Raw genomic sequence first — 22,344 nt, forward strand, 5'->3', positions numbered from 1 at the left:
GCCAATGTGAGCAATCACGACATTCTCCATCAAACAGGCACCCGCATCATCGAACTCGACATCGAGGGTATGACGTGCGCATCATGCGTGGCGCGCGTGGAGCGGAAACTGGGCAAGCTCGACGGCGTGGAGGCTTCAGTCAACCTCCCCCTCGAATCGGCCCAAGTAAAAGTCCCGGACAACGTCACGGACCAACAAATCGTGGACACAGTCAACGCGACGGGCTACAAAGCCTGGATCCGCGAATCGAGGCCCAGCCCTACATCCCAGGCCCACGAGCACGAGCACGAAGCCAGCATGCTCGGCGCGCCTGAACATAACCACAGCGACGGTGACCCGGCGCACGAGGGAGCGCAAGGAGATATGCGGCAGCGTGCGTCTAAGGTGGGCCCACGCCGGCAGGGTTCCCTGGCCGAGCTTGCGAGGTTAGGGGGCCGGTGGGGCGGAACGACCGAGCACGCAGAGCATGTGGCCCGTGGCGCCGCGGCAGGCGACCGCGCTAAGCATGGCGCCGGTGGCGGCGCGCAAGGCGACCACCGGGCGCACGCGCAAGGCGACCACATGCACCACGGCCCCGCGTCCCGGCAGCTAAAGCCGAGACTGGTCGCCGCTGCCTTACTGACAGTCCCGGTCTTCGCCATCTCGATGATTCCGGCCCTTCAGTTCGCGCGGTGGGGTTGGGTCGCGGGGCTGCTGGCTCTTCCCGTGGTGACGTGGGCTGCCTGGCCCTTCCACCGGGCCGCCGCCATCAACGCGCGCCACTTCGCCTCGACCATGGACACGCTCGTATCCATCGGCGTCCTGGCCGCATACCTCTACTCTGCGTGGCAGCTCTTTGCCAACCCCATGATGACTGAACACCCCGGCATGGAGTCCACGGGAGGCATGGGCGGCGGGCTGTACTTCGAAGTTGCGGCCGTGGTCACCACATTCCTGCTTCTGGGCCGCTTCCTCGAGGCCAATGCCAAAGCGAAGGCCGGCGATGCCCTCAAGGCCCTGCTGAATCTGGGAGCCAAGGACGCAACTGTGCTGCGCGACGGCGTCGAGCACAAGATCCCGGCCGAGCAACTCGTGGTGGGGGACATCTTCGTGGTCCGACCGGGAGAGAAGATCGCCACTGACGGCCTGGTGACGAGCGGTTCATCTGCCGTGGACTCCTCGTTGGTCACCGGTGAATCCGTGCCCGTGGAGGTCGGACCGGGGAGCCAGGTCACGGGCGCCACCATCAACACTTCGGGCCGTTTACTGGTCCGCGCGACGCGCGTCGGTTCCGAGACGACGCTGGCGCAAATGGGGCGGTTGGTCAGCCAGGCGCAGACGGGCAAAGCCCCGATCGCACGGCTCGCCGATCGTATCAGCGCCGTCTTCGTGCCGGTCGTACTGGTCATCGCCGTGGTTACTTTCGTAGTCTGGCTCGCCCTGAGCGGGGACCTCAATGCCTCGTTCACGGCTGCCGTGGCGGTGCTCGTGATTGCCTGCCCGTGTGCGCTCGGGCTCGCGACTCCCGTTGGCCTCCTGACCGGGACCGGCCGGGGCGCGCAGCTCGGCATCCTCATCAAGGGTCCACAGGTGCTGGAAGATACGCGCACTGTGGACGCCATCCTGCTGGACAAGACCGGTACCGTCACGAGCGGCAAGCTGGCCGTTGGACACACCCTGGCCTTGAACGGCCACTCCCCCGCCGACGTCCTGTCTCTCGCCGGCGCCGTCGAGGCAGCGTCGGAGCACCCCATCGCCCACGCCATCGCCGCTGCCGCCAAGTCCGCAATGCCCGACGCCGGCCCGCTCCCCGCTGTGAAGGACTTCAGTTCCGCCCCGGGCGGCGGAGTCCGGGGGATGGTTGCGCTGAACGGAGCCGGAAACAGAGCCGAGCGAACGGTCGTGGCCGGCAGGACCGGCTGGCTGGAAGACAACGGCATTTTCCCTGACGACGTACAGCGCGAGGCACTGGCCGCTGAGGAAGCCGGCGGCGCTACCGCCATCTGGGTTGCCGTGGACGGGAAGCCCGCTGGAATAGTCACGCTAAGGGACACCGTCAAACCCGGTTCGGCTGCAGCCATCTCGAAGCTCAAGGAACTCGGGATTCGCCCTCTGCTGCTGACAGGAGACAACGCCGCCGTCGCCGCCCAGGTGGCCACCGCCGTCGGGATCGCCCCGGAAGATGTATTCGCGGGGGTCCTGCCGGAAGGCAAAGTGGACGCGGTGCGGAAGCTTCAGTCCCAGGGGTCCACTGTGGCCATGGCCGGGGACGGAGTCAACGACGCCGCAGCGCTGGCGCAAGCCGATCTTGGCATAGCCATGGGATCGGGCACGGATGTCGCCATCGAGGCCTCGGATCTGACCGTGATGGGCAGCGACCTCGGGCAGCTGGTGCAAGCCATCGAGCTGTCCCGGAAGACGCTCTCCACCATCAAGACAAACCTGTTCTGGGCATTCTTCTACAACGCCATCGGTATCCCGGTGGCAGCCCTTGGTTTGCTCAACCCGATGATCGCCGGCGCGGCCATGGCGGCGAGCTCGGTCCTGGTGGTCGCAAATTCGCTGCGGTTGCGCTCGTTCGCAAAGTAGTCCCGGCCCACCCAACTGACTCGCAGTTGTTGTCGTTATCCGGCGTGAGAACGGCAACAACTGCCTGGGCCCACGCCGCCAGGGTTCCCTAGCCGAGCTTGCGAGGCGAGGGTGGCGGTGGGGACAGTTTGAGGAGGCTAGGCCGTTCCGAAACGCACGGCCGCGCGGGCCCTGGCTTTTGCCGCCTCCTCGTCGCGGTTGCGCGCTGGCGCATGGGTCACGAGGGAATCGAGCAGATGCTGGGTGATATGCGCGATCTCATGGACAGCCTCGGAGAAGGCTTCCTCGTTGGCCTTGGACGGCTTGGTGGTGCCACTGATCTTGCGGACGTATTGCAGGGCTGCGGCTTCCACCTCCGCGGAGGTAGCTCGTGGCTCAAAATTGTGGAGGGTGTGGATGTTCCGGCACATATCAACATGCTAGGCCCAGGTCCCCATCAAGGCTCGGTTTTAGAGGACCCTCTCGGAAGGAACCGGCTCGACGTCGTTCGGATGGTCAAGCTCCAGCGAGGCGTGGTCTTCGCCGGGCTCCACGGCGTCACGCTTGTCCGCCCGCAGCTCGTCGACTCGCACCAGGACCACTCCGCACACGATGAGTGCCCCGCCCACGAGCTGGATGGCTCCGGGCAATTCGGCCAGCAACAGCCAGGCCCACACCACGGCGAACAACACTTCCGTGAGCGATACAAAGGATGCCACCTTGGACCCAAGGCTTCGTGCTGCCATGATCCCCGTGACGTAGGACAGCACGGTGGACAGGATGACGAGGCCGGCGATCGAGACCCACCACGGCGTGGTCCACGGCCCGAGTTTCGTATCCGCGGTGGCGAAAGTCATGGACACCAGACCGGTTCCGCCGGCAATCCAGATAAGGATTGAACCCGCCATGAGACCGCCGGAGGCCAGCACGATGGGCGGCAGCGTGTCGTTCTGCTTGGCTGTGATGAAGAAGTAGATGACCAGGCAGACGGCCGCGGCCATGCCCCACAGCACGCCGACGAAGTCCACCTTCACGGAACCGGTGAGATCAAGCACCAGGACGAGTCCACCGAGGGAAAACAGCGTTCCAATGGCGGTGAGGGCCCGGGGTCGGCGTCGGCTCGCGGCCCACAGCCACAGGACGATCATGGTTGGCGCGAGGTATTCGAGCAGGAGGGCGACCCCCACGGACAGCCTGGACACCGCGTTGAAGTAGAAAAGCTGGCACCCCGCAACACCAATCACGCCGAACAACAGGATGGTGAGCCAATTGTCCCTGAGCTGGTGCCAACGGCCGCGGAGAGCGACGACGGCCGGGATCACCAAGATGAGTGCAGCACCGCTCAATCGGATGGCAACTGCGGCGCCGGGGGTCCACCCGGTTTCCAGGAGGGACTTGGCAAACGAGCCGGACAAGCCGAAGACCGCTGAGGAAAAGAGCGCGAGCCCCAGGCCCGACGCCACGAAGCCCGCAGCACCAGCCCGGTTTGTTGCAGCTGACACAGCAGCCTCCTGTCAGGAGTAAAATGGGTTACGCTGCTGACACTACTACCGAGAGATGTAAGGAGTCAAAGTGCTTTTTGCACCTGACACTGAAGTGGCGCTTCGAAGTGTGGTCAATTTGATCAATTCGGCCGCCAACGGCATCGAATCCCTGACAAGTGTCGCCGAGCTCCACGCCTTCCTCGACGCGGAAGAATTCACCGGGACCAGGGAAGGGAGCGAGGCCGAATTAGTCAGCGTGAAGCGACTGCGAAGCCAATTGGCTTCCCTCTGGACGGCCGATGAAGATGCGGCCGCAAAGGCCGTCAACCAGCTCCTCACCGACGCGCGCGCACTCCCCCAATTGGTCAAGCACGATCATTGGGATTGGCACTTGCACGCCACCACCCCTGAAGCGCCCCTCGCGGAACGCATGGGCACGGAAGCCGCCATGGCACTCGTGGACGTCATCCGCAGCAAGGAAATGGATCGCCTGCGGGTGTGCGCGGCGGACGATTGCGACGCCGTCGTGCTGGACCTGAGCCGCAACCGCTCCAAGCTCTATTGCGATACAGGCAACTGCGCCAACCGGACGCACGTCGCCGCCTACCGGGCCCGGAAGGCATCAAGTACGGAGTAAGCGGGCGGGCGTCACGCCATGCAACTTTTCAGGGCGCACGACGGCGGCCTGCCGCGAGTTTCCGGGGTTGCTGCGCTGACCAGCCGGCGAAAAGTTGCGTGGCGTGACGGGCTAAGAGACTAAGGCGGCCTAGTCGGCGTCGGGCGTTTCCGTTTCGCTGCCCGCATGGGGGGCCGCTGAACCGTGACTCTGGCCCGGCTTCCTGGAACTTAGGTTGACTCCCGAGCCCTTGCCGAGGTGCTCGGCGTTTTCCTTGTGGCTCATGGAAAGCATCGCAGCGAGGACGAGGCTCACAATGAAGGCGATGCCGGCACCGGTGAACGCGAGGTCAAAGCGCGGAGTGCGGGCGCTGCCGCCGGAGGCGAAGATCAGCACGGCGAAAAAGACCAAGACACCCCAAAAAGCGGAGAACATCAGCGGTCCCTTAACCGAGGTCCGCATCTTGCGCGGCTCTCCTGGTTTCTGGTCAGCCAAGGTCATTCCTCCAATGTGGGTGTTGGCGCCGTCCGCGCCTTGAGAGTTCTACGCAGGGTAGAACGTACGACTACTAGTTTACGGCCTCAGCAGAGGGGGTTCGCCCATCGTGCCGCAGGCTCAGCCCGGACAGCACCCACAAGACTCCCGAGATGATGGCGCCGCCGCCGGCAACACCGAGGAGCGCGTGCGCTCCAAGGCTGATGAAGAACGGCAATGCAACGGCGGTGCCGATGCCCACCACGCCGGAAATGATCCAGTCGCGGGCAAGCACGTGGCGTCCGCGCTGCCGGAATCCCCGGACCAGCTCAAACGCCCCGAGCACCAGCAATCCTACGAGAGCGGAAACGCCGACCCCAGTATCGGACTGCGTAATCAAGGCACCCACCCCCGCCAGGCCGACGACGACCGCCGCGGCCGCCGGAACACTCGCAGCAAGGAACGCGGCGCCCGCGGTTGCGAGCATGTAGAGCCCGGTGGCCCAGGCCAGAACGTGAACGGATGGCGAGCCCCAGAAGACGGTCACGGCTCCAAACACCAGCGCGGCACCGGCGCGGAGAAGTACGGGCTTCCAGAGCGCGGCTGCTGTGGGCGTGGATGAAGTCGCTGAGGAGGTGGGGAGAGTCACCAGTCCAGTTTAGTGCGAACCGAGGACCATCCATTTGTCAGAGCGGGCCCGCAGCCCCAGAGTGACTCCGCGGGCCAGCATGTAGCCCAGCGCGAACGCTACCCAGAGCCACACGAGCCCCGCCGCGCCGTCGAGTCTGGTCACGTGGACTGCCACCAAAAGCGGTAGATAGACCGCGAGGTTCACGACGCCGGCAATCGCCAGGTAGCGGGCGTCGCCCGCGCCGATCAGCACGCCGTCAAGGACGAAGACGTAACCCGCGAGCGGCTGCCCGACGGCGAGTACCCATAGTGCCGCTGTGAGCGCGGACTGAACGCCGGCGTCGGAGGTAAAGAGAAGGCCGGCCCACGGAGCGGCGACTGCCAGAAGCACGCCGGTCACCACGCCGAATCCCACGCCCCAGCGGATCATGGTGCGGGTGAGCTCTCGCGCCCTCGCCGCATGGGAGGCTCCGAGTTCCTTGCCGATGAGGGCCTGCGCGGCAATCGCCAAGGCGTCCAGGGCGAAGGCGAGGAAGGAGAAGATGGTCATCGCGAGCTGGTGCGCGGCGAGGTTCACGGAGCCTTGGGAGGTGACTATCAGGACCGTTGCCAGGATAGCGAGGCGCAGGCTGAGGGTGCGGAGCATGAGCCATGAACCCACGGTGGTCATCGTGCGGATTCCACGCCAGTCCGGGCGCAGCGAAACGCCGTGGCGCCGGGCGTTCCGTCCCACCATGACCAAATAGACCGCGGCCATGGCCCATTGAGCAATGCTGGTGCCGATGGCTGAACCCGCCACGGACAAATGCAGGCCATAGACAAGGAACCAGTTCAGGGCGATGTTGATAGCGAACCCCGCCGTTGCGACCACCAACGGCGTGCGGGTGTCCTGCAGTCCGCGCAAGACGCCGGTGCCAGCGAAGATCAAAAGCATGGCGACGAGTCCTGGCATGGACCAGCGCAGATAGTCGACGGCGTATGCCCGCACCTCGCCGCTGGCTCCAAGCAACCCGACCAACCGCTCAGCCGCGAAGAAGCCGGCCACCGCGAGGACGGTGCCCAGCAGCAAGGCCAGCCAGACGCCGTCGCGCCCTGCGGCCAGCGCCTTGGCGAGCTTTCCGTGCCCGATGGCCCGCGCCACAGCGGGAGTTGTCGAATATGCCAGAAACACCATAAGTCCGACGGCGGTGTACAGCAGGGTGGAGGCCAGCCCCACCCCCGCCAATTGAGGGACGCCAAGGTGCCCCACAATGGCGGAGTCAGCCAAGAGGAAGAGGGGTTCGGCAATGAGCGCCCCAAAGGCGGGGACAGCCAGGCGCAGGATCTCGCGGGCAGTGGAGGGTGTGGTGGGACGGGTCACTGTTTGGGGCACTTTCCCAGCCTAGCGGGGCACCGGCATGTAGCTTGGTGAGGTGTCGCTCGAGCATCCCATCACCGTTTCCGTCGCCCGCACCATCACTCCCGGTTACACCCGCCAAGCCAACGCATGGGCCCACGCTGGCCAGGAACTTGCCCGGGAATGGCCCGGCTACCTCGGTTCAGGGTGGGTGCGCACGGCGGCCGATTCCGATGAATGGCACATGCTTTACCGCTTCGCGGACGCTGAAACCCTGCAGGCTTGGGAGGAATCCGAAGAGCGCCGATGGTGGATCGAAAGCGCCACCGAACTCATGGAGGTCACACGGGTGGAGCGCCGTTCCGGGATCGAGGGATGGTTTTCCCAACCCGGCGACGTGAACCTCGTTGTCCCGGAGACCGCAGTGCCGCCGCGGTGGAAGCAGGCCGTCAGCATCTTCCTGCCGTTCTTTCCTTTGAGCCTGCTGGCCAATTTTCTGCTGCACCCCCTGGTCCTGGGCTGGCCGCTGGTCCTACAGGTTCTGTTGAACATCTGTATCCTGACGCCACTCATGGTCTACATTTTCCTGCCGGTCACCACGCGGCTCCTGAAGCCCTGGTTGGAAGCAAAGCGGAAGGGCCAGTAGCCTCGGCAGGGACTGCCGTGGCGGCCCCCCGCGTAACGTTTGTTTGACACTTCAAGCAAAGTTCGAAAGGCTTGGGTTGAAGCTTCAACAAATAGAGCCTTGACCTCGGGAGCTTCACGACAGCCACCCGCTACCCGAAAACGGTGCAAAAACATGAACCAGTCCACCCTGACCAACACAGCCCTTACCGTCCTGCGCGTCATCGTCGGCTTCATCTTCGCCGCGCATGGCTGGCAGAAATTCACCGAGTTCACTATCGCCGGCACACAGGCCGCTTTTGGCAAGATGGGCGTACCCGCCGCCGACGTCGTGGCCCCGATCGTGGCAACCATCGAACTTGTCGGGGGCATCGCCCTCATCGCGGGCGTGCTGACCCGAGTCTTCGGCGCCCTCCTTGCACTGGACATGCTCGGCGCCCTGCTCCTGGTCCACGCTCCAGCAGGCCTGTTTGCCGACAAGGGTGGGTACGAACTTGTCTTGGCCCTCGCCGCCGCTGCGGCAGCCGTGGCCCTGACCGGCGCCGGACGGATCTCCATCGATGCCGCCGTCTTCGGCCGGAAGGGTTCCAAGCTGGGCATCCTCGCCTAGGCATCGGCCCGTAAAGCGCGGCCGCGCCGGCGACACCCAAGTGCGCTGCTGATGCCAAAATGGGCTGTCGACTCCGGAGTCCGGGCGTCGGCGGCCCGTTTGCGTGTCACTGGTCAGCTTGGGTGTCACTGGTCCGCCCGGGCGTCGCCCGTCCGTCATACAGCGCGCCGGTATCCACGCCGTCGATACACTCACGTCATGAGCGAGCTCCCCTCACACTCCGTCACGCTGCGGTTCCTGGCCTCCCCCACCGACGTCGGACACAGCGGGTCCGTCGACGCCGGCACAGTCCTTGAGTGGGTGGACAAGGCGGCGTACGCGGCAGCTGTTGGCTGGTCGAAGTCCTATTGCGTCACGGCATACGTCGGCAACATCCATTTCGCCGACCCCGTGAACAGCGGAGACATGGTCGAGGTGGAAGCGACCATCGTCTACACGGGCCGCTCTTCCATGCACATCCGGACCACCGTGTCCTCAGGCGATCCCAAGGGCGGTCCGGCCACGATGCGCAGCCAGTGCCTGGTGATCTTCGTTGCGGTCGGTCCCGACGGCCGCCCCGTTCCAGTCCCCCGATTCGAGCCGTCGACGCCGGAGGAAATCGAGCAGCGAGACAACGCCCTCGCGCGGATCGCCGTGCGGGAAAAGATCGTCGAAGCCATGAACGCACAGGAATATACCCACGCCGGCACAGCCGAGCGCGTTGTTCTCCGCTTCATGGCGGCCCCCACTGACGTGAACTGGGGAGGGAAAGTCCACGGCGGCATCGTCATGAAGTGGATCGATGAGGCCGCGTACGTCTGCGCTTCCCGGTACTGCGGCAAGGACACCGTGGCGGTGTTCTCCGGAGGCGTGCGCTTCTACCGCCCGCTCTTGATCGGCGACGTGGTGGAAGTAGAAGCCCGGCTCGTCTACACAGGCCACAAAGGCATGCATATTGCCGTGCATGTGCGCTCCGGAAACCCCAAGAGCCGTGAGATGAACCTGACCACCCACTGCCTCACGGTCATGGTTGCCAGGGACGAAACCGGCACGTCCGTTCCAATCCCGCCCTGGGTGCCGGAAACCGACGAGGACCGGCGCCTTCATGCCCACGCCCGCGAACTGCTGGAAATCCGCGGACGGGCGCCCGGGAACCGGATGCCGGATCATCTGCTCAACGGCGGTTAGGCGTTCCGTCCGGGTCTGGCGCCGCGAAGTCCGGGGCGGGAAGATGTCCTCATGTTGGCTGAGGAACGGTTCAACGCACTGATCGACGAATTCAGGGCTGTCCCGGGTGTGAGCATGCCCGGCGAACCGGGACAGCATGGATTCGGCTCCTCGGCGTTGAAGGTTCACGGCTCGATTTTCGCGATGGTTTCGGGAGGCAGGCTTGTTGTGAAGCTGCCACGAGATCGTGTCAGCGCCCTGATCGGGACCGGAGCCGGGGCGCCGTTCGACGCCGGAAAGGGGCGTGCCATGAAGGAGTGGCTCACGGTCACAGCCGACGATCAGGAGTCATGGCTGGCCCTCGCCCGTGAGGCCCTGGACTTCGTTGGGTCTACGCACCACTGACCAGCACCACTGACCAGCCTGAGGCTAGAACCCGCCACCGCTATCGAGTACGCTCCAATATTGACAATCCGGCCCTGACACAACAGGACGTGCGGTGCCAGATTAACACCCAAAGAGACAATGTGTCCGCTCGGGCGTTGACACTTCAAGTGAGACGGTCAGAACCTACCCCGTCCGTGACCACCACAACGATCTATACCCAGCCCCGCATGGAAGACGTATTGCACAAGGTGCTTGAACACTACGCCAGGCCCAAGCCCCAAGCACCGGGCATCGAGCCCGAATACGACGATGCGGCACTGCGCGAACTGCTGGGACTGGCCGAATGACCGACAGCGCTACCGTCGTTGATCCCAGATCCCCGGCGCAGGTCGCAGCGACCCAAACCAACAGGCGGGCAAAGGAGCTACGGCTGGCGGCCGACAGCGCCGTCACGGCAAGAAACTGGACGCGGCCCCGCCAGGCTTTCGACGCCGGAACTCCGGGCCCGCAGGACCAGGCTGAGGAGTTCCGCCGACTTCAGTTTCTCAACGCAGATGAGGCCCTCGCATGGGTCGAGCGCAACAACGGTGCCTATGGGAAGAGCCAGGGGTATCGGAAGGCGTGCAGGAGCTCCACCCGTGACATTCTGCACTGGCTTCTTTGCTTCCCCGGCGACACTTGGGATGAACGATGGTTCGCCTCCGGCTTGGACCAGGCGCCAAGGAATGGACTAGCCGAACTCAGCAGACGTCTGTCCCGGCCTACACAGCACGTCAGCCTTGGCATGACGAGCCTTGTGCGGGCCCGGCTCGTCCGCCCGTCCTACGAGTGGATGTTCTCCTCGAAGCAGTGGAACCGCAGCTCCGGGGCGATCACGTTCCTGGACGTTGCCGAACCCGAGGAAACGGCGCGGATGCGGGATCTTCCCCAGTACCGCGCCGCGCACGAACTTGCCCGCAGGAACGCTGAGAACGCGATCGCCACGGTCCTGGCCCGGACCGGCAAACGGCTCGGCCAACTCACCGGCGAAGACATCCTCGCCTACTCTCACACCGCACGGATGAACCAACGCCACGCCAAAGAGAACCTGGCCTGGGAACTACTCGTCGCTCTCGGCCCCCTTGCGGGAGAGCCGCCCACGCTGCGCGCAGCCTGGCACGCCAATGTCGCCAACCGCCGCCACACCGTCGAAACCCTGGTCCGCCGCTACGAGATCCCCGAATCCGGAGTCCGGAACCTCGGACGTTGCGGCGGCTTGCCGACCCGCGGCGCTGGTGGCGGCCGAAAGGTAGCGTCTTCTTCTAGAGCAAGACAATCTCTTCTGCAGCGAACCAATGGTTATCGACAGCAAAGGTTTGAACAGCATTCGGCTCAGCTGTGTATGCCACGATGGCCAGGCTTTTCGTCGCGCGACTGCATGTGACATACATAAGTCGCCTAGTGCGGTCTAAGGATGTGTCCTTGCCGGCAAGCGCGTTGTCGACGTCAGCCTTAGTGGGAGGCTTAACACCGAGGAGCTTCTCGTAACTGAACAGGAAGCCACCAGCTTCGTCATCACTGATAACGACCATAACCCTCGGGAATTCCAGTCCCTTAACTCCTTGGTGGGTGGCAAATGGCGAAAGGCCATTGACGTACGATCCGTACTGTGTAAGCTCGCTGAACGGGGCGGAGAGGCATTCTTGCCAAGCGCCTATCTCGTCGTTGACGGGGTCATTGCTGTCGGAGGGACCGCCCGTGATAACGGCAGTCTTCACCGCCGCGGACAAAGGAAAAAGGCCCGTTTCGTCCAAAACAGCTGCGACCTCACCCAGCGTCGGCGTGACATTCGCATCCCAAAGACCAGTGAGTTGGTCGACAGCGGCCTGGCTTTGATCAAGAATCTGTCTCAACGCGCCCTCTTCCTTCGAGGCATCTTCCAAGGCATTTTTGGCGAGAAGGGGCGAGTTCTCTCGAACAATGCGAGCCAGGCGGAACATGTCTTGGCTTCTATGCGCGTCCACAAGGGGATCAACCTGCTTCAAGAACACCTGAAGGCCAGCGATTGATCCATCCAGACGACTCGTTCGCTCAGCCTGGAGTTTCGATAACGCCGTGAACAAGTGTGCGAATCCGAGGCGCTGAGCGGCCATGCTGTGCTCAAGGATGAGCCGTTTGACGGCAGGGCCTTCATTCGGCTCAGTTTCCGAGGTAGAGGGAAATGCCCAGTCCATGTCTTGCGTCGTCGATGCCATCTCTTCAGCGACGCTGCTTTCGACTGCGTACGTATCGGCGCCTGTTCGCGCGATGAATAGCCGAACGACTCCATTGCCACGGTCGGCGCGGGATTCTTGAGGGCGTCCATCGACATCGGATCTAATGCGGTTGCTCAGGCGCACGATACGTTCGGGGCTGCGGTGGTTCATGACCTTCGCGGGGGTCGCCCAGGTCGAAGGGATCGACGCGGCGATGTCCGTTTTGCCATCGTTGTAGATACGCTGCATCGTGTCGCCGAAGAGGCCTAGAACGAACTCGCCCTCTCGTTCCGCCGCCACTCGCATGAACGCTTCGAGAAGCAGCTTGTTGGTGTCCTGGCTTTCATCGATGAAAAGAATCGGGTGCCGGGTGGTGAGGATCCGCCCGAGCATCGGCTTGCTTGTCAGCAGTTGCGCAGTCAGCGTGATTACTTGTGAATGGTTGAGCGCCTCCGGGCCCCGGTTTTCGCCAGCGGGACTATAGCTGAAGCGGCGAAGTTCATCGATTCTCGCCAAGCGGTCCCCTGCTCGCTGCAGGCTTAGGACGCGATCCGTCTCCTTCTTAGATCCCGCTCTGCTTGACTTCGATCCCAACTCGAGGATCTTTGCGGTCAGGTCTGCCCTCACCCAATTGCGGATATCCTCTTGGAACTCGCGGATGAGCTCCCAACAGAAGGTATGGATAGTCGAGACCTTCACGAGGGGATCAAAGTCGAGTCGGCTGGAGATTTCGTCGGCGGCGGCGTTTGTGTACGTGATGACCGCAACCTGCTGTCCGCGAATCGCCAGCTCCTGTCCCCATTCCTCCGTACTCTGTCGAACTGCGTTGACAAGAGAGCGTGTTTTCCCGGAACCGGCGCCGGCATAGAGGAAGAAGGATCGGGGCGACCTGAGGTTCAGGCACTCCGCGATCTCAACATCGACGTGGTCGTCGACTGACGGGTCACTTGGCATGTTCCGCACCCTCAAGGGTGAGTGCTATTGGCCTAGTCAGTCTCGCCTCTAGCCAGTCAAGACCCTCTTGTATATATCGGGGCGGGAGCATTGCGTCAAAATTGGGATCGGCAAGCACATCAAGGGCCAGTTCCGCTTTGCTTCCTGACCCTAAATGTTTGTGAAGATCTACAGCAGCCGAAGTGACATCCGACGCCGTGGCCATGGTCTCGGCGAATTTTTTCGTCAAACCGACTCCGGTGAGTGCCTCGAAGAAGGCGACGTTCTCAAATGCAAGAGCGTCTTCGAACGTCGCCGGGAGCGCCTCTCCCGAAGTGCCGCCGGGCAGAATCGCCGTCACGGGTATCTGATACGCGAACCGAACCGCGAATTGCGTGTCCCCGTGAAGCTCCTTGCTGTCCGTCGGAGCATCCAGAAGTACATCGATGTCGTCTCCGTTGTCCAACCATTTCTTCAGGGTCGGGTTGCCGGTCTTCTGCATGGCGTGGCGAGCAGTTGGTGTGCTGCGGTTATCAAGTTGCGGATCAAGGTCAGTAACGATGAGGGTAGGGATCTTCAACGTGTCAATCAGTGGGCGGAGGCGGTGTGCATGGCTTCCGCCGATTTCCAACATGGTGACATATGCGTGATGCACCGTCGGGTGCCAGTTTTTGATGAAGTGGGGAATCAGTATCCTCTCCGCAGCTCCTTCCATCAGAATCAGGGCATCAGCGAAGAAAACATCCGCGTGCTGTACGCGAAGATAGCGGGTCACGAACTGCTGCGTCACAGCCGTGGACCCGAACGCGTTTCCCACGTTGATTACCGTCGATGTTGGAACAGCGACCTGAGTGCCGGCCTGAAGTCGTCGGAAGTAGCGAAGGCTCTCGAAGGGCAACTCGTGGGCGATATGGCTGGAGTGGGTGCTGATAACGAGCTGCGTAGTGAGGTTAGTGTTGTCGCCCAAATCGGAGTGTTGTCGGAGTACCTCGAACGCCTTCTTTGCGAACACCTGCTGGACCTGTACGTGCAGGTGAGCCTCAGGCTCCTCTACGAGCACCAAGTGGATTGGTTCGATCCGTTGATCTGGATTGGCCGTGATCGCCTTTCCCACTCGCATCCACCGGTCCCGAAAACGCATCAGACGGAAAACCATGGAAATCAGATTCTGGTAACCGAGTCCATTTTGCCCTTCGGGCAGGTGCATATCCTGAGTGGCAGGCCTTCCAGCGATGTCGAGGGCGAAGGACACCGCGGACTCGTGGTTCAGGCTTTCGGAAGCACTGAGTTTGGACGCGACCCGAATTTTGGGGTCAGTAATCCCCGGGTAGCTGAGCGTCGCCATTTCGTCGAAAGAAACTTTGAATGCTTCCTCAAGACGCGCGTCGAACTGCTTCTGTGCGATGGCGATAGTCAGGAGGGCATCAAGGTCTTCGAGCCCGGGACTTTCGGAGGGGTCGAGGTGGTGCGTGTAATAGTCGCCGAGTTGGCGGGATAGACGCGCCGTATCGGAGACTCGGCCACTGGCGCCGTCGCGCGACTGTTCGGTAGCGTCGCCGAGTCCACGTTGCGCGTTGATCTCGTCGATTCGTACGATGTGCTCCAGCGGATTCGATGTCAAAGGCTCCGCCATATCCGGCAAAGCTTGGACCACTGCGGCGTCGTGGCTGGGCTCGCGGAGCTTTGCAGGGTCAAGCACGTAGTACCGAATCTTCAGGTGTTTCTGGAAGTCCCTGGAGAGGAAGTCGATCAAGTTTTCGGGCCACAGCGACAGACTCTCCGCCTCTGATGACGCTGCCGTGCTTGCGCCATCAGCCTCGGTTGCCTCGCCAGAGCTGGTGGCTTTATTGTCGCGCCACTGGTTTCTCAGCGCCCGGCTCTTTAGCGAAGCTTCCCGAAAGGAACGAGCAAGTTCGTCTTGGTTGGCGGGTTCCAATGCGAAGCGAACACCTACCAGGCCGCCAGTCCAGTCCAGGGTCGGAATGAGGGCGCTGACCCGATGAACTTCTACGTCGCTGACGCGGAGCCAGACGTCGAGGCTCGGGAAGTATTCATCCCAGGTGCCCGGTTTGGTACTCGGCGACCCGCCATCGAGCACCCACGTAGCGCCAATTTCGTTAATATCGCGCCAGCGAGACAGAGTAAGATCGTTCTTTCCGAACGCCCGAATTCCATCCTTGAGGAAGGAACGAAGCGCAATCAGCGCGGACGTCTTCCCGCTGTTATTGGCACCCACGAGGAGAGTCGTTTCTCCCGAAAGATCCAGACGGACTGAATACAGCTTGCGGAAGTTCCGGATCTCGACAGATTCAATGCGCACGCCTCATCTTGGCATGCAAACCCAAAATCGACGGTGCGGAACTCGCCATTCACTTCTTCGAAGACTCGCGACGGGGTCGTGTCCCTAAAGTTTGGGGCATGTTGATCCGCCACGCCCGATAGCTGAGCACGAGATGGGTCAGGTTCCTTCCAATTGGAGGCCGGCCGACTAGCTCAATATCGAATTGAGGCCGTGTCGCTATCCCTGCTCACTATCGCCCGGGGACTGGAGGTCTACGAACTTCGCAGCCATCGTGGGGTTCCCGCGAGTGAGGCGCTTGATCGTCAGGTCTTCTGCCTTGTTGTTAGCCAACCGGAGGTGGTTCTCGGAGCCCAGGAGCGATTCTTTGACCTTATGGAGGCGATCGATCGATTTATCGATGTCGTCGATCGCATCTTTGAATTTTCGAGAGGCGAGATCGTAGTTCCTTGCGAACCCGGATTTGAAGGTGTCAAGCTCGTTCTCGAAATTGGTGATGTCGACATTCTGTTCCCGGACACGGGCGAGCTCGGTCTTGTATTCCAGTGACCTCAGCGCCGCGTTGCGGAGCAGGGTGATGATCGGGATGAATAGCTGAGGGCGCACGACGTACATCTTTGGGTATCGGTGGGAAACGTCAACGATGCCGCCGTTGTACAGCTCGCTGTCGGGCTCGAGAAGCGAAACGAGAACGGCGTATTCGCAGCCTTTCTCGTTCCGGTCCCGGTCGAGCTCTTTGAAGAAGTCCTCGTTTTTCTTCTTCGTAGCTGTTTCGTCGCCCTCGTTCTTCATCTCGAACATCACGGAAATGAATTCTGTGGAGGCTTCGTCCGCTTCGCGGAAGATGTAGTCGCCTTTGCTCCCGGTCCGTGCGTCGTTGTCTTTCTCAAAATGCGCCATCGGGAAACCGGCAGAGCGAATCCGGTTGAACTCGATCTCGCAGTGCTGCTCCAGCGACTCACCGACCAGCTTCGTGGAGAGCTTCGCCTTGAGATCCTTGTAGTAGGAGATCATCTCGTCCCTCGACTTGAGCTCTACTGCATGCTTATCTTTGAGCGTTGACTCGAGCAGCTTTTGCTCGGTCTCCTTCGCCGAAATGTCGCGAGCAAGCCGGTCTCGTTCTTTCTCGAGCACGCCCACTGCTTCGTTGACTGCGAGCTGTTCAGCAATGTCCCGAGACTTGAGCTCCTCTTTAAGGCGCGCGATCTCGGCAGCTTTTTCCGCGGTCTCTGCCTGGAGCTTGTTGGTGAGGTTCGCCTCCGCGAGCTCGACGGCAGTTTGCTTCTCTTTGCGGGCCTCTCCAAGTTGGGCCTGGAGCGCCTTCTGTTCGGACTCTGTCGCGCCGAGATCGCGCACGAGGCGGTCTCGTTCCTTTTCGAGCGCACCCACTGCTTCGTTGACGGCGAGCTGCTTCGCGATATCGCGGGATTTCAGTTCTTCCTTGAGGCGTTCGATCTCGGCGTTCTTCACTGCCGCGTCTTTCTCAAGAACCGCCGCGAGCTCTGTCTCGGCGAGCTTGACCGCGGTTTGCTTCTCCTTCTCCACCAGTTCGAGCCGCTCTCGGAGTGCCCGCTCGAACTCGCGGTCATGTACCTGCTTCAAAATGTCAGCGTATCCGGCCGCATCGATCTTGAACGCTTTGCCGCATCCGGGGCAGATGATCTCGTGCATAGGAACAACCTCTCAGGATTCGCTCACATTCGCGGGATGATGCTGACGTATGTCTATCAGCTTCGACAAGGTTGCGTCGGGAAATCTCCGTACTGGAGCGCGGCTGTGCCGTATCCCATGGGTTGCAAGACTGGCGATTGAGACACTCCAACGCCTTTAACCCTTCAACGAATGGAGTGTCTCATCTGGCCGGGCAATGCAGCGGGAAGCGGGAGACCATTGACGGGCTTCGCCATGGCGACCCGGAGCGGCTGGCGAAGCCCTCGGGGAAATGACCTCACCCTCCGGGGACATGTCATCAGAACAGGCCTGTTAGAAACAAGCGGGTGAGTTGACTTGTCCAGTGAAGGAAGCCGTAGCACTTCGCGTCAAAGACAAGCTCGCCGGCAAAGCACCCGCGGCCGGGATGGCCTCCACCGCTCTCGCCAACGCGAAGGCGACGGGAATGCAGCGACCGCGGTACACTCTCCGTGGCGCGAGTGTAGGCCCGCACTCAGGGAGCAGTTAGTCCAGAGCGGGAGACATCCGGTTCGGACCGACACCCGCCTGCCTTGAGGTTCCGAGCAGCTCGTACGTCCATCGGGTGACCGCCGAACGCAGTGACACTCTCACATCCTCAGCCTCGGCCAGTCCTGCGCGCACGTCACGCCACGCCTCGAACAAGTCCCGGGTGTCGATTAGGGCGCCGCCAGCATCGGTGAGAGGTTTCAGGTCATCGTCATTGGGAATGGAAACCCGTCGTGTCGAAGGGGGCGTTCCACGCCACGCGTTCACGATGTGCCATACCGCTGACGGGAAGTCGCCTGTCTCCTTCGTATAGGCCGCCACGGGGCGGCCGGTGATCTGCGAAACGTCGTTCACTTTGGCGCCCTTGGTGTAGCCCTTTACTTCGACCAAGCAGTGCCAGCCCGGGGCCTTCGGGTCATCCACCCGAAGATCTTCAAGCTTGGCCCCGGTTCTCTCGTCATGATGATCATCCATATCCCTGACTCCGAAACCCAGGTCCTGCATTGCTTTCAGGACGGCATCGCTGAGCTCATCGCCGTCCGCAGTCAGCAGTCGGCCAGGTCCTGAGTCTGCCCTTTTTGCAGCGTCCTCCAGTTGGTCTTTCAAAGCCTGTTCCTGGACTTGGAATACGCGCATTGCCTGCTCATGCTCTTGCCTCAGCGTATGCAGATCCTTGACGAAATCACTGACTTCTGGAGGAGACCATCGTTCGCTGGATTTCCACTCGATCTCCGAAGGCACGCTATTAGGGTCAACGGCAGCCACCAGATCGAGGAAGAGCCTTAACCACTCAGCAGGGTTCTGCGTGATTCCGGGCAACGACAAGTGCAGGCCCCCACTATTTCCGTCCCGCCGGTTGCTGAAGGCGTAGACGAATTGCTCCGGCCCGAGGTGAAGCAGAGGAATGCAATGACCTTCAAGATCGCCGGTGATGGAGTCCTGCCAGCTGACCCCGTAAGGGTCAGGGTAGAGCAGATGCCAGGTAGCCTTCTGGCCATCAGGGATATGTGGAATCACAGTTGACTTCAGAAGGTCTGCGACGGCTGTAGGGGTGCCAGAGCAAATCGACACTTCGCTTGCCAGAGTCCCCACGTCCCGATGAAGGTGGGTCAGCATGCTACCTCTGCGGGCGCTATCAGCGAGGTTAGCCCCGAAAGACAAGACGTGGAGGTGCTTTCCCCTTGTCGTAGCATCGCTAGCAAACGTGACCAAAAGGTCGTATTCAGTCTCATGCACGTCATCGCCGGCAAAGGTGAGCTGGAAGCTTGGGACCAAGCGAACGAGCCCGGCAAGTAAGTCTTTGGGTACGTCCTCGAACAGTACCCTGGGCCTCGGCTTGATATTGAAAGTGCTCACCAGCAAACAGTATCGGCGCCGATGCTTCTTTGAGGGCTTTTCGAGCTGATTGTGAAAACGCTGCGACGGACTGTTCGCGAAACGGGTGCAACCGGAAGTGAACGGCTTGAGACCTCCACGAACTACCCTGACGGGCGGTATTTGGCGAAGGGATATGTCGGCTGGGTGTCGCCCGTCAGTGGTCCCACACGGGTTGAGCACTGCGTAATCGAGGGTGACAACCTCGATCTGGCTTGCCCCGCTCCTTGGGAACACCATCTCGCCGAGCGGAATCTGTCGGCCGTCTGGAACAACATTCGAAGCCTGTGCTACCGGCGGATGATCTGTACGACACCGTAAGCGTTCGATTTACAGACCAATTCGCCGCGGCCATGGGTGACGAACCGAACCTGGGGTTGCGGCCGTGCTTTTGGCCGCCATCATGGGTGACTCCGGCACTCACTCTTCTTCCGTTGTGCCCATTATTTTTCGATTCTTGGGCAAACTAGTTGTTATGCCTCTGTTCAGGCGTGCTGCCAACTCCGGATACTGGGCCTGGGCTGCCTCAGAGATCCTAATATTGTCCAAGAGTTCCCTGGTCAGCCTCTCCCCCTTTTTCATTGCTGCTGCGGCGCCGTAGATAAGAAGCTGCATCATGGATCCGATATAGCCGGACGTTCGTGCGAAAAAGTAGTCGCTCAGATCATCGGCGAGCATGCCCGGGTACGCGTCGCACAGAACGAGGGTCTTTTCCAATGTGAGAAGCACTCTTCTCCACTCCTCTCGTGCTTCCTCGGTCTCAATCGTGAACGGGAGCATGTCGAGTTTTGTCCATCGGCGGCCGAGCTGGGCTTTGCGGGCGTCCTTCCCCTGCATCGCTTCCCCGAAGAAATGAGCGTCTGACACGCCCACTCCTACGAAGATGAAGGAGTTGGGGTATTCGTTGGCGATTGCCTTCAGAGCGTTGCTGACTTCGATTCCGTCCCTTCGGTGGAGGTCCAGGAAATGGATGTCATCAATGATGATGAGTTGGGTTTCACATTTCATGACGCAATCCAGCGCAGAGTTAGTCAGCTGCAGTGCGCTTCCGGTCTTTTTCGGGTGCCCGAAGAACTCCAGGATCTGCAGGGAAAGAGACTTCGGGGTCGTGTTGCCTGTCAACCCGATCCTTACGACAGGGATCCGGTCGGTTTCCTCGTCAACGGATGGTCCCGATTCTTGGATGACCGCTTGGTGAACGAGTTTTCCGTATTCGTTGACGGCGGTGGATTTTCCAACGCCCGGCAGCGCATCGATGACCGGCGCGTATCGCACCCTGTCAAAGGCCTGAAGATCTGCCATCAGCATATTGTCGAGTGCATCATGAATGCGTTGAAGCTGCGGCGTGCGCATGACAAAATTGCTGTGGTAGTGCTGTCTCTGACGGGCGTATAGGACCTTGTCCTCTTTCGAGAGCCGTTCGAGGTCCTCCATGGAGAGGCGCTGAGGCTGGATGAGTGGCGCCCTCTCCACATATGAGAACCAGCCTTCTTTCCGTGCTATCGATTGATTGTTTTCAGGCAATGTCGGGTAAGTCTTCACAACAAGTCCACCGCCTCGGAGTAGTAATCTGCTTCGTCAACTGCCGGTTTAGGAGTTCCACCCGGCCCCCTCGCAGGTGTCTGACCGTCGTCCACGTCCTGTGGTTCTTCAGGATCTGGGGGGTCTGTGAATGACATGGCTCTCTGGAGCGCTGCTCGGAGCTTGGCGTCCTCTGCCAGGGCTCTCCAGGCTGCTTTGCGTTCCTTGGGACTTAGCTCCAGGCCCGCACCAAATTCCTGGGCAAGGCGTAGAAGCTCGTCCTCTACGTCGGTGTATTTTTCGTTCGCATGTGCTTTGGCCACGGCCAGCGCCTCCGCGTTGAAAGGCCGAGTGGCCGGGGATGAGCGCTCCCAGGGAATGGTGTACCAGGTATTGTCTTCCGGGTCCTGGAAGTAGATCTTGCGGAGGTCGTCGGGATTGACGCGGAATGACCATTTTCGGCCGACGTTGTGGTCTGAAGTTTGATGCCCCCGGTATTTCCCAAGGATGGGAGCACGGTAAATGAGGCCATCAATGGACACACCTTCGTGGGTGATGGCCCGTCGCTTCTCCGGCAGAAGGTGAAAAACAAACGTGGGATCTCTGGGCAAAAGAATGTACCCGGCGGCTGCGATCCCCTGTGTGTAACGGTCGTAAGGGGAGAGATGGAGTCCCGGCGTTTCGTCGTCGGCCTCCGATGAAATAGGAGCCGGGTGATAGACCAGCGCCGTGAGGGCCCGGATGATGCGGTCCAGGTCGGTCGGTAGGAAGTACGCCTTCCTGATGGCGGGGGCAGTTATCGGGTTCCTTCCCGTGTATCCGGGAAGCAGCTGAAGAAAAAACTCGAGGGTTTCAAACCAGCGTTCCAGTGGAGATTTGTCCGTTGGGGTGTACTTCCGGGCCGGTAGAACGGAAAATCCGAGGTCTGCGCACGCCCGCATGATGTGTGCCGCGATGAAGATTTTCCCGTGATCGACCACTATTGCGTCCGGCATCATTCCTGGGCCGCTGAAGCGGAGGTCCGGGGTTTCATGTTCTATTTGAAGCACGGCTTCGGGCACACCGTGGTAGGGCCATGTCGCTCCTTCGGGCCACTCTGCCGGAGCTGGTCTGGGCTGGATGATTTCAAACAGAACAGAGGCGACGTCGATGCTCTTCGTGGACTCCGTCGCAATCCGAAGGGCCAGGATGCACCGGCTGTAAAGGTCCATTGCCGCTGTGACCTCCAGCCGGCACGGGGACAGAGTGATGGGGTCAAGGGTTTGCATGTCGAAGGTGTGGGTGTCCAGAAGTACGTATTGTCCCGGTCGTGTTGCGTGGAAGTGACCGAAGGATTCCGTGGGCACTGCGGCTTTGTTCCGCACTGTTTTGGCATTGTCGAAGGTGCCTCGGTCGCCGTCGAGCTCTTTCAGGGCGCGGAAAGCGGATGTCCTGCCCGGCTCGGGCACCGAACCATCGTAGAGAGCCCTGAACCTGGCCCGGATCATCCTGAGCACGGTGGTGCGGGAAACGGTGGCTTCCAGTGTGCGGCTGTCCAAGATTTCCTCCGCGACTTTCAGCCATCTGGGGTCACAGGCGTGGAACATTGAACTCGACGGTTTGGATCGCTTGTCGACCAGACCAAGCACCCGGTTGTCCTGATAGCGACGGACGTGATTGCGCACGGTTGAAACGCTCACGCCCCGCTCGGCCGCCTTCGCCCCATACCGGCCCATCAGCCGGGTGACCTTCGGGTCGTACTCGGGGCGCGGTTCCCCTGGTACAGGCTGGTGTTCGTTTCCAGACTTGTGCCCCGTCAACACTTCGTTGACGTCGGCAAGTCGTTGTGTCAGTTTGTCGAGTTGCTCCTTTTTCAGAACGGTGGATAGACCTTCGAACGTCTCGAGCCCCGGCTCGGGCTTCTCTTGCTCCCCTGTCAAGGGGAGGAAGGTGTATTTGCTGTTCCCGAGAA

19 protein-coding genes are annotated in these 22,344 nt (G+C 61.4%); 8 read left to right on the top strand and 11 right to left on the bottom strand.

From position 1 onward, the window contains the following. The first annotated feature begins 69 nt into the window (after positions 1-69). Entirely contained in the window at positions 70-2,568 is a 2,499-nt protein-coding gene (locus AC4CS3_RS05355) for a heavy metal translocating P-type ATPase (protein ID WP_490782753.1), read from the top strand. A 137-nt stretch (positions 2,569-2,705) separates the two neighbouring features. On the opposite strand, the gene AC4CS3_RS05360 is transcribed toward AC4CS3_RS05355, so the two are convergent. Together AC4CS3_RS05360 and AC4CS3_RS05365 are read right to left on the bottom strand one after the other, a co-directional pair. Next, on the bottom strand, positions 2,706-2,978 hold the full coding sequence (locus AC4CS3_RS05360) for a DUF2277 domain-containing protein (protein ID WP_345448205.1): 273 nt from the start codon (positions 2,976-2,978) through the stop codon (positions 2,706-2,708). Positions 2,979-3,017: 39 nt separating this feature from the next. Beyond that, positions 3,018-4,049 (bottom strand): EamA family transporter, encoded by a 1,032-nt coding sequence (locus AC4CS3_RS05365; RefSeq protein WP_490782524.1) that lies wholly within the window; start codon positions 4,047-4,049, stop codon positions 3,018-3,020. Positions 4,050-4,119: 70 nt separating this feature from the next. Here AC4CS3_RS05365 and AC4CS3_RS05370 point away from each other — a divergent pair, with 70 nt between their 5' ends. Continuing rightward, the gene (locus AC4CS3_RS05370) at positions 4,120-4,668 is read left to right on the top strand and encodes a CGNR zinc finger domain-containing protein (RefSeq protein WP_490782525.1); all 549 of its coding nucleotides are present in this window, start codon (positions 4,120-4,122) and stop codon (positions 4,666-4,668) included. 129 nt (positions 4,669-4,797) lie between these two features. Here the strand turns inward: AC4CS3_RS05370 and AC4CS3_RS05375 are convergent, their stop codons facing one another. From AC4CS3_RS05375 to AC4CS3_RS05385, 3 genes are all read right to left on the bottom strand, one after another. Next, positions 4,798-5,148 carry a hypothetical protein gene (locus AC4CS3_RS05375; RefSeq protein WP_441412345.1) on the bottom strand — a complete coding sequence of 117 codons (351 nt, stop codon included), beginning with the start codon at positions 5,146-5,148 and terminating at the stop codon, positions 4,798-4,800. A 67-nt stretch (positions 5,149-5,215) separates the two neighbouring features. Beyond that, a complete protein-coding gene (locus AC4CS3_RS05380; protein ID WP_437771917.1) occupies positions 5,216-5,770 on the bottom strand; it encodes a hypothetical protein in 555 nt (184 codons plus the stop codon). Positions 5,771-5,779: 9 nt separating this feature from the next. Further along, positions 5,780-7,123 carry an MATE family efflux transporter gene (locus AC4CS3_RS05385; RefSeq protein ID WP_490782526.1) on the bottom strand — a complete coding sequence of 448 codons (1,344 nt, stop codon included), beginning with the start codon at positions 7,121-7,123 and terminating at the stop codon, positions 5,780-5,782. 40 nt (positions 7,124-7,163) lie between these two features. Here AC4CS3_RS05385 and AC4CS3_RS05390 point away from each other — a divergent pair, with 40 nt between their 5' ends. The 5 genes from AC4CS3_RS05390 (at position 7,164) to AC4CS3_RS05410 (ending at position 10,201) form a co-directional block, all read left to right on the top strand. Then, a complete protein-coding gene (locus AC4CS3_RS05390; RefSeq protein WP_490782527.1) occupies positions 7,164-7,733 on the top strand; it encodes an antibiotic biosynthesis monooxygenase in 570 nt (189 codons plus the stop codon). A 153-nt stretch (positions 7,734-7,886) separates the two neighbouring features. Then, entirely contained in the window at positions 7,887-8,321 is a 435-nt protein-coding gene (locus AC4CS3_RS05395) for a DoxX family protein (protein WP_490782528.1), read from the top strand. A 198-nt stretch (positions 8,322-8,519) separates the two neighbouring features. Next, positions 8,520-9,488 (top strand): acyl-CoA thioesterase, encoded by a 969-nt coding sequence (locus AC4CS3_RS05400; RefSeq protein WP_490782529.1) that lies wholly within the window; start codon positions 8,520-8,522, stop codon positions 9,486-9,488. Between the two features lie 51 nt (positions 9,489-9,539). After that, positions 9,540-9,872: a hypothetical protein gene (locus tag AC4CS3_RS05405; RefSeq protein WP_490782530.1), complete on the top strand. Its 333-nt coding sequence runs from the start codon at positions 9,540-9,542 to the stop codon at positions 9,870-9,872. 176 nt (positions 9,873-10,048) lie between these two features. Continuing rightward, entirely contained in the window at positions 10,049-10,201 is a 153-nt protein-coding gene (locus AC4CS3_RS05410; protein ID WP_490782531.1) for a hypothetical protein, read from the top strand. 954 nt (positions 10,202-11,155) lie between these two features. Here the strand turns inward: AC4CS3_RS05410 and AC4CS3_RS05415 are convergent. The 3 genes from AC4CS3_RS05415 to AC4CS3_RS05425 all read right to left on the bottom strand — a co-directional run bounded on the left by AC4CS3_RS05415 (position 11,156) and on the right by AC4CS3_RS05425 (position 16,991). Further along, positions 11,156-13,042 carry a UvrD-helicase domain-containing protein gene (locus AC4CS3_RS05415; RefSeq protein WP_490782532.1) on the bottom strand — a complete coding sequence of 629 codons (1,887 nt, stop codon included), beginning with the start codon at positions 13,040-13,042 and terminating at the stop codon, positions 11,156-11,158. Next, the gene (locus AC4CS3_RS05420; RefSeq protein WP_490782533.1) at positions 13,032-15,341 is read right to left on the bottom strand and encodes an AAA family ATPase; all 2,310 of its coding nucleotides are present in this window, start codon (positions 15,339-15,341) and stop codon (positions 13,032-13,034) included. Before AC4CS3_RS05420 ends, AC4CS3_RS05415 begins: the two co-directional genes overlap by 11 nt. A gap of 198 nt (positions 15,342-15,539) precedes the next feature. After that, positions 15,540-16,991, bottom strand: a complete 1,452-nt coding sequence (locus tag AC4CS3_RS05425; protein WP_490782534.1) for a DUF2130 domain-containing protein — start codon at positions 16,989-16,991, stop codon at positions 15,540-15,542. A gap of 343 nt (positions 16,992-17,334) precedes the next feature. On the opposite strand from AC4CS3_RS05425, the gene AC4CS3_RS05430 reads away from it, so the two are divergent. Beyond that, complete coding sequence (locus AC4CS3_RS05430; RefSeq protein ID WP_490782535.1) at positions 17,335-17,499, top strand: hypothetical protein; 165 nt, start codon at positions 17,335-17,337, stop codon at positions 17,497-17,499. Here the strand turns inward: AC4CS3_RS05430 and AC4CS3_RS05435 are convergent. The 3 genes from AC4CS3_RS05435 to AC4CS3_RS05445 form a co-directional block, all read right to left on the bottom strand. After that, positions 17,496-18,614 (bottom strand): hypothetical protein, encoded by a 1,119-nt coding sequence (locus AC4CS3_RS05435; RefSeq protein ID WP_490782536.1) that lies wholly within the window; start codon positions 18,612-18,614, stop codon positions 17,496-17,498. The two genes, AC4CS3_RS05430 and AC4CS3_RS05435, sit on opposite strands and share 4 nt — an antisense overlap. Before the next feature lie 678 nt (positions 18,615-19,292). After that, on the bottom strand, positions 19,293-20,414 hold the full coding sequence (locus AC4CS3_RS05440) for an AAA family ATPase (protein ID WP_490782537.1): 1,122 nt from the start codon (positions 20,412-20,414) through the stop codon (positions 19,293-19,295). Further along, positions 20,411-22,312, bottom strand: a complete 1,902-nt coding sequence (locus tag AC4CS3_RS05445; protein WP_490782538.1) for a Mu transposase C-terminal domain-containing protein — start codon at positions 22,310-22,312, stop codon at positions 20,411-20,413. Before AC4CS3_RS05445 ends, AC4CS3_RS05440 begins: the two co-directional genes overlap by 4 nt. Positions 22,313-22,344: the final 32 nt, after the last annotated feature.

This window comes from Arthrobacter sp. SE2, from assembly GCF_058244265.1.